The 5,939-nt window shown below is 68.3% G+C and carries 7 protein-coding genes; 4 read left to right on the top strand and 3 right to left on the bottom strand.

Annotation, left to right across the window (positions count from 1 at the left end; all coding sequences use genetic code 11):
• Positions 1 to 125 precede the first annotated feature (125 nt).
• Positions 126 to 998 carry a hypothetical protein gene (locus AB0F17_RS66195; RefSeq protein ID WP_358047773.1) on the top strand — a complete coding sequence of 291 codons (873 nt, stop codon included), beginning with the start codon at positions 126 to 128 and terminating at the stop codon, positions 996 to 998.
• Between the two features lie 147 nt (positions 999 to 1,145).
• Here the strand turns inward: AB0F17_RS66195 and AB0F17_RS66190 are convergent, their stop codons facing one another.
• On the bottom strand, positions 1,146 to 2,348 hold the full coding sequence (locus AB0F17_RS66190; RefSeq protein WP_358047771.1) for a helix-turn-helix domain-containing protein: 1,203 nt from the start codon (positions 2,346 to 2,348) through the stop codon (positions 1,146 to 1,148).
• A gap of 501 nt (positions 2,349 to 2,849) precedes the next feature.
• On the opposite strand from AB0F17_RS66190, the gene AB0F17_RS66185 reads away from it, so the two are divergent.
• A complete protein-coding gene (locus AB0F17_RS66185; RefSeq protein ID WP_358047769.1) occupies positions 2,850 to 3,059 on the top strand; it encodes a hypothetical protein in 210 nt (69 codons plus the stop codon).
• 337 nt (positions 3,060 to 3,396) lie between these two features.
• Entirely contained in the window at positions 3,397 to 4,065 is a 669-nt protein-coding gene (locus AB0F17_RS66180; protein WP_358047767.1) for a Type 1 glutamine amidotransferase-like domain-containing protein, read from the top strand.
• 197 nt (positions 4,066 to 4,262) lie between these two features.
• Here AB0F17_RS66180 and AB0F17_RS66175 read toward each other — a convergent pair whose 3' ends face one another.
• Both AB0F17_RS66175 and AB0F17_RS66170 read right to left on the bottom strand, forming a co-directional pair.
• Positions 4,263 to 4,697 carry a nuclear transport factor 2 family protein gene (locus AB0F17_RS66175; protein WP_358047765.1) on the bottom strand — a complete coding sequence of 145 codons (435 nt, stop codon included), beginning with the start codon at positions 4,695 to 4,697 and terminating at the stop codon, positions 4,263 to 4,265.
• Positions 4,698 to 4,794: 97 nt separating this feature from the next.
• Positions 4,795 to 5,463 carry a TetR/AcrR family transcriptional regulator gene (locus AB0F17_RS66170; protein ID WP_358047763.1) on the bottom strand — a complete coding sequence of 223 codons (669 nt, stop codon included), beginning with the start codon at positions 5,461 to 5,463 and terminating at the stop codon, positions 4,795 to 4,797.
• A gap of 216 nt (positions 5,464 to 5,679) precedes the next feature.
• Between AB0F17_RS66170 and AB0F17_RS66165 the strand changes: the two genes are divergently transcribed.
• A partial coding sequence (locus tag AB0F17_RS66165) for a TCP-1/cpn60 chaperonin family protein (protein WP_358047761.1) occupies positions 5,680 to 5,939 on the top strand: 260 nt, incomplete at its 3' end.

Genomic DNA, 5,939 nt, shown 5'->3' with positions numbered 1-5,939 from the left:
TCGGTGATCGCATAGGTACGGCTGCCGCGGGCCCCTTCCTCGACGATGGCGATGAGGCCCTCCTCCGCCAGGCGCTTGAGTTCGGGGTAGATGTGCCCGCGGCCGCCGCCCTTCTGGGAGATACCATGCGTCCCCACCTCGCCGCCCTGCTGACAGCCGCTTCGGCCCTTACCGCATCGTGCGCCCAGGCCCTCCCGAGCGACACCATCACCCCGGACGGCGCAGCCCTTCGCCTCCCTCTGGACGACTATCAGCATTCCCCCACCCAGACCCTCATGGTGACCAACGCCTACCGCGTCCTCCTCATCCGCTGCGCGCGACGCCACGGCCACACCCTTCCCATCACCTCCTCCCCCCGCCACCTGGTCGGCCCCCGAACGTGGATGGAACGCCGCTACGGCCTCACCGACGCAGCCGACGCAGCCTCCTACGGCTACGGCCTCGGCCCCCGCGACCCGGCCCGGCACCCGCCCGAGACCCCCGACCTGGACCCCGCCACCATCGCCGTCATCACCGGCACCGGTGACAAGGCCCCGCCGGGCGGCTGCCAGGAGCAGACGCGCAAGGCCCTCGCCATGGCTCCCGCGGGCGCCGACCCTTCGCTTCCCCAGCACCTGTCCATGCTCAGCTTCCAGCGCTCCCGCACCGATCACCGCGTCCAAGCCGCCGTCAAGGAGTGGTCGGCCTGCATGCGCGCCGCCGGCCACTCCTACGCCACCCCCTTCGACCCCATAGCCGACCCGGCCTTCCGCGACGGAACGTCCAAGAAGGAGCTCGCGACCGCCCGGACCGACCTCGCCTGCAAGAAACAGACCAATCTGGTGGGCATCTGGCTCTTCGTCGAAAGCGCCTACCAGCGGACGATGATCGCCCAGAACGCCACCGCCCTCCAGGGAGCCAAGCGGGCCAATCAGACAACCCTGCGTCTCGCCCAGGAGACCCTCGCCGCCGAGATGCGGGTCCCGGCATCGACGAGCAGCGGTTCTCCGGCCGATTGACACCGTGAACGGGCCCGCGCGCCGACAGCGGGTCCAGCCGGGCGCCGCGTCCAGGCCGGGCGGTGTGGGTGGGATCGCGGCCATCAGAGGGCCTCCGCGGTATCGCTGGAGGGGAAGTTGACGCAGTCGTCCGCGTGCGAAAGGAGGTCAGGGCTGGTCGCGCCAGGCCTCCGCGAGGATGCGGGTGACGGCGGTGCTCAGCACTCGTACGCCGCGGGTTGAGCCGGGCTCGATTCCGACCAGCTCGCGAACCCGTCTGAGCCGGTAGTCGAGGGTGCGGGGATGCACGCGTAGTGCTATCGCGGTGGACATCCGGTTCATGTCGTTGCGGTAGTAGGCGTCGAGCGTGGCCACCAGGTCGGGACCGCTCGCCAGCCGCCGGGTCAGCTCGCGCAGCCACTGGTCGACCTGCGGCATCTGGGCTGCCCCCAACTCCGCGAACACGTCGGCCACGCTGTACACCTGGCGGGGGACGCTCTCCACGGGTGCCGCCTGGCAGACCTTGCGGGCCAGCGAGAGCGGGTCCGCCAGCGCATGCGCCCGGCCCGGGGCCACGCCGACCGAACAGGGTCCGGACAGCTCGGCGAAGTCACGGATCAGGGACAGCGCCTGGGACCGCGCCGCCGCCTGCCCGTCGATCGGGTCGTCGTCGCCGCACGGCACCAGCGCCGCGAACTCATCCGGCTTGTGCCAGGTCAGCGGGATGCGGTGGCGGTTCAGCAGCGTCTTGGCGATCTCGTCGCGCCGCAGGTTGTCGTGCCGCAGGTTGTCGTGCCGGCCGCCGGAGATCCGGGCGATCGTCACCAGGTAGTGGTCCTGCATCGGCAGGTCGGGTTCGCCGGCCAGCTGTGGCGCCGCGAGGTCGTCGGAGAGAAGCATCCTGGCGAGTATCTGGATCCTGGCCACGACGGGCAGGAAACGCTCCTGGCCATTGAGGTATCCGCGTGTGTAGGCGTTCTGCGCGGTAAGGCCATGGTGGGCGATCCACCCGAGGATGCGCATGACGTCGCCAAGGTCGTTGGGGCCCGCCGCCTCGTGGATCTCGCGCAGCGTGAGATTGGCGTGCAGGAGCAGAACCTGCCGCTGAGATGCCAGCGAGACGCCCACCTCGCCCCGCGCCGCGCCGACCGAGGCCATGTACGCCTGGTCCTGCTCGGTGTACGACTGCTCCTCCGCGGCCAGCTCGATGGTGCGGCGCCGCAGAATCACCGCGAAGTCCAGCATCGCGGCGGACCCCCGAGCCTCAGCGGCCAGGCTGCGGTAATCCGCGAGCTCGCGGGTATACACCTCAACCGCACGCTGGGCATTGGCATCCAGGCGGCTACGTAAGGTCCGGAACAGGTTACCCATATCGGCTCTCCATCACATCCGGCCGTCAATAGACCGCTGATAGTCGGGATCACGCGAACCGGTCAACGGGTTTACTTTACTGGTGTTGATTGCGCAAGTTAACAAGTTCGGATCGAAGTTGCGACCGCAATTTTCCCCTATTGACAAAGACGCGCGTCCCGGCCGTGATAATCGAGTCGGCACCGACCGCGGTGCGGACAAAGGACGGCGCGAGCGATGTCGCCGATCGCGCTGGGGCCGGCGGTGATGTGCTGGAGGATCCGCCAGCGGCCTTTGAGCAGGGAGAACCCGCGTTCGCCGAGACCGCGCAGGCCGCGGGCGGCCCTTGGGCCCACATCAGCTGCGGGATCCTCGCATCCGATGCGTGCGAGCGCCTGCGACACAGCCGGACCGATCCCACTTGAAGCACAAGGCCCTGACTTCGACCACTTCATCACTTGACGGAAATGGTCTCTGTTCTTCTTGTCGGCCGGCTGCAGGTTCCGGTATTCGGGCGCATCGATGAAGCGCTTTTTCGGCTTGCAGGAAATGGTCAATCGCTTCGGCGATTATCTGCTCGGCGTGGTGCGCGGCTTCCGACCAGGAGCGGTTCTCCTGCCGGGCCAGGACCAGGGCTCCGGCGTAGTGGAGTTTTGTCCTGTTTCTCGATCACGTGGCTTTGTTCGTCTGACGCGGCGCCAGCTGCTCGCCAGATTCGACACCAGTCGCTGAGAGGGAAGGTCGACGTCCGCGAGTTTCGACTCCACTCTCGGTGGAGCGTCGTCGACGGTGTGGGCCGGGGGCGGGGTCTGGCGTTCGGTGCGAGTCCGCCGCGACGCCGGGTTGCCGGACCCGCGCTCACCGGGCCGGCAGGGTTGACATGACGGCGACAGACCTGCTCCTTGCGTCCCTCATGCCGCGGGTGTCTGCGGTGCTGCGTGCGCTCGATCCTGATCTACCGAGCGAGCGCCCTGTTGCAGGTAAGTTCCGCCTCCAGCAGCGATGAGTCTCGCGGTGGTCCCAGGTCAACACGTCACACCGCTCCATCGCACTCGAAGCAGGAGACATCTTGAAGCTTCTTCTCACGTCCGGAGGCGTCACGAACACGAGCATCCGCGATGCGCTGGTCGACCTGCTGGGCAAGCCGATCGCCGACTCCAGTGCCCTCTGCATCCCTACGGCGGAGTATGGCCACCCCATGTGCACGCCGGCCTCAGCCTGGCGCTTCATCGCCGGACAGACCCCGGGACCCATGTGCGACCTGGGCTGGAAGTCGATGGGCGTCCTCGAGCTCACCGCACTGCCCAGCATCGGCAAGGACCGCTGGGTCCCCTGGGTCCGGGAGGCTGACGTCCTGCTGGTGGACGGCGGCGATGCGACGTACCTGTGCCACTGGATGCGGCAGTCCGGGCTGACGGATCTCCTGCCGTCGCTGCCTGAGACGGTCTGGGTGGGGGTGAGCGCCGGAAGCATGGTGATGACCCCCCGGATCGGTGACTACTTCGTCGAATGGACGCCGCCCACCGGAAGCGACCGCACCCTGGGGGTCGTCGACTTCTCGATCTTCCCGCACCTGGGACACGAGCTCATGCCGGGAAACAGCATGGCCGAGGCCGAGAGATGGGCCACCGACATCGCGGGTCCGGCGTACGCCATCGACGACCACACGGCCATCAAGGTGACCGACGGCACCGTCGAGGTCGTCTCCGAGGGGCACTGGAGGTCCTTTTCCTCCTAGCCACCGACACCAATCGCGAATGAGCGAGGCGCCCTCTCATGCCGCAGATGGCGTGCGCGCTGCGGCCATCCGGTCATGCCACATTCCAAGCGAGAACCCGGCGCTTGGTCACCGCCCATTCGTCTCTGGCGGAGAACAGGTCGTCGGGCAGGGCGATGCTGTCGACCCGGTGCTGGCGCATGGCCGGCAGATCCGGGTTACGGGGAACAAGCGGTGAGGGCCCGCGCGACCGTGAGACTGTCCTCGTAAATGTGGTACCGGGTGATGAGTCCGTCCTCGACGGTGAGATGCAGCGCGAACGGTGAGCTATAGGCGGCGCCGTTGGCCTTCACCGTCTGCACGATCTCCCCGAGGACGACGGCGTCCGCCCCATCGACCAGGATCCGCGCCACCGACGTGCCGTTCAGCTCGGGCACGTGATGAGCGGCCAGCGACCGGAAATGGTCCGCCACATCGGCCCGGCTCGACCGCGGCCGGATCCACGGTACGGACGGATGCCCCTCAGCGGGCCAGTTGAGCTTCCAGTCGATGGGCTCGGCGAACAACTCGGCGATACGGTCGTGGTCGCCCTCGGCGATTCGGCCCAGCAGTGCTTGCACGATGTCACGGGTGCCATGGGCGTCAGAAGTCATACCGCTACTCTTTCGGACCCGATGCGGCCCGTCGATTACCTCCCACGTAAGTGAATCTCGTACAGCCGGCATACCCGTCGGCGAGCGCGCGTGCCGGTCACCGCTCCCGCGGGCCTTCGGGCGGCGCGGCGGGAAAGACGCACGACAGGGCGCGGCTCAGGGTGGTGCCGAAGGAGTCGGTGTCGCCAGGCCCGAGCCAGTGCCGCCCCGCCACGCGGATGGCGCCCGCAACCGCAGCGGCCGTGACGGCGGCGAACAGGTCGCGACCGGAGTGGGCGCTGGCGTGGGTGCCGGGGTGGCTACCGGTGCCGGTATCGGGACCGGTGTCGGGACCAGTGCGCGCCGCGATCGCCTCGGCGAGTGGGCCCTCCGCCATGGTGAACGCCTTCAGCGCCTCGCCCTCCAGCTCGGGCGTCGACATGATCATGCGCAGGCCGGCCTTGTCGGGCTCGGGGTTGGTGAAGATCTCGATCACGGCCGCGATGACGGCCTGGCCGAGCGGCTCGTCGGCGGGCCGGGAGCGCAGCGCCTGCCCCACGCGGCGGGCCTGGTCGGCCTGGAAGGCGCAGATCGCCTCCGCCCTGCTGGAGAAGTAGTTGTTGTAGGTACGGGACGAGACCCCCGCGGCCGAGGCGATGTCATGGACGCGCACCAGAGCCAGCCCGTGGGGACCCTGCTCGATGGCCAGGCGCAGCGCGGCGTGGCTGATCGCCTCCCGGGTGGCCTGCTTGTTGCGCGCCCGGAGGTCCATGGCGTCGTTGTTCATGGGCCGACTCTATCCGATGTTGCGCGCCATGCACTATGTGCGTGCCGCGCAAGTTGTGGGTACAGTGCGATGAGACGCCTGGCACTCACGCCTGGAGAGTGCCAACCGCAAGGCGTGTGCCGGGGCGGCGAGGTCCGTCGACAGGTCGCTGACCTGCCGGTGGACCGTCCGTCGCGGGCGCCGTCCCGGCAGCCCCCGTCAAGAGCAGGAGCAGTAATGGCTTCGAAAATGATTGCGTTCGACGAGGACGCCCGGCGCGGTCTCGAGCGCGGCATGAACAAGCTGGCCGATGCCGTCAAGGTGACCTTGGGCCCCAAGGGCCGCAACGTCGTGCTGGAGAAGAAGTGGGGCGCGCCCACGATCACCAACGATGGCGTGTCTATCGCCAAGGAGATCGAACTCGAAGACCCGTGGGAGAAGATCGGCGCCGAGCTGGTCAAGGAAGTCGCCAAGAAGACGGACGACGTCGCGGGTGA

The sequence above is a fragment of the Nonomuraea sp. NPDC026600 genome (assembly GCF_040638335.1).
Classification (GTDB): domain Bacteria; phylum Actinomycetota; class Actinomycetes; order Streptosporangiales; family Streptosporangiaceae; genus Nonomuraea.
This window is presented reverse-complemented; position numbering and strand designations above follow the sequence as displayed.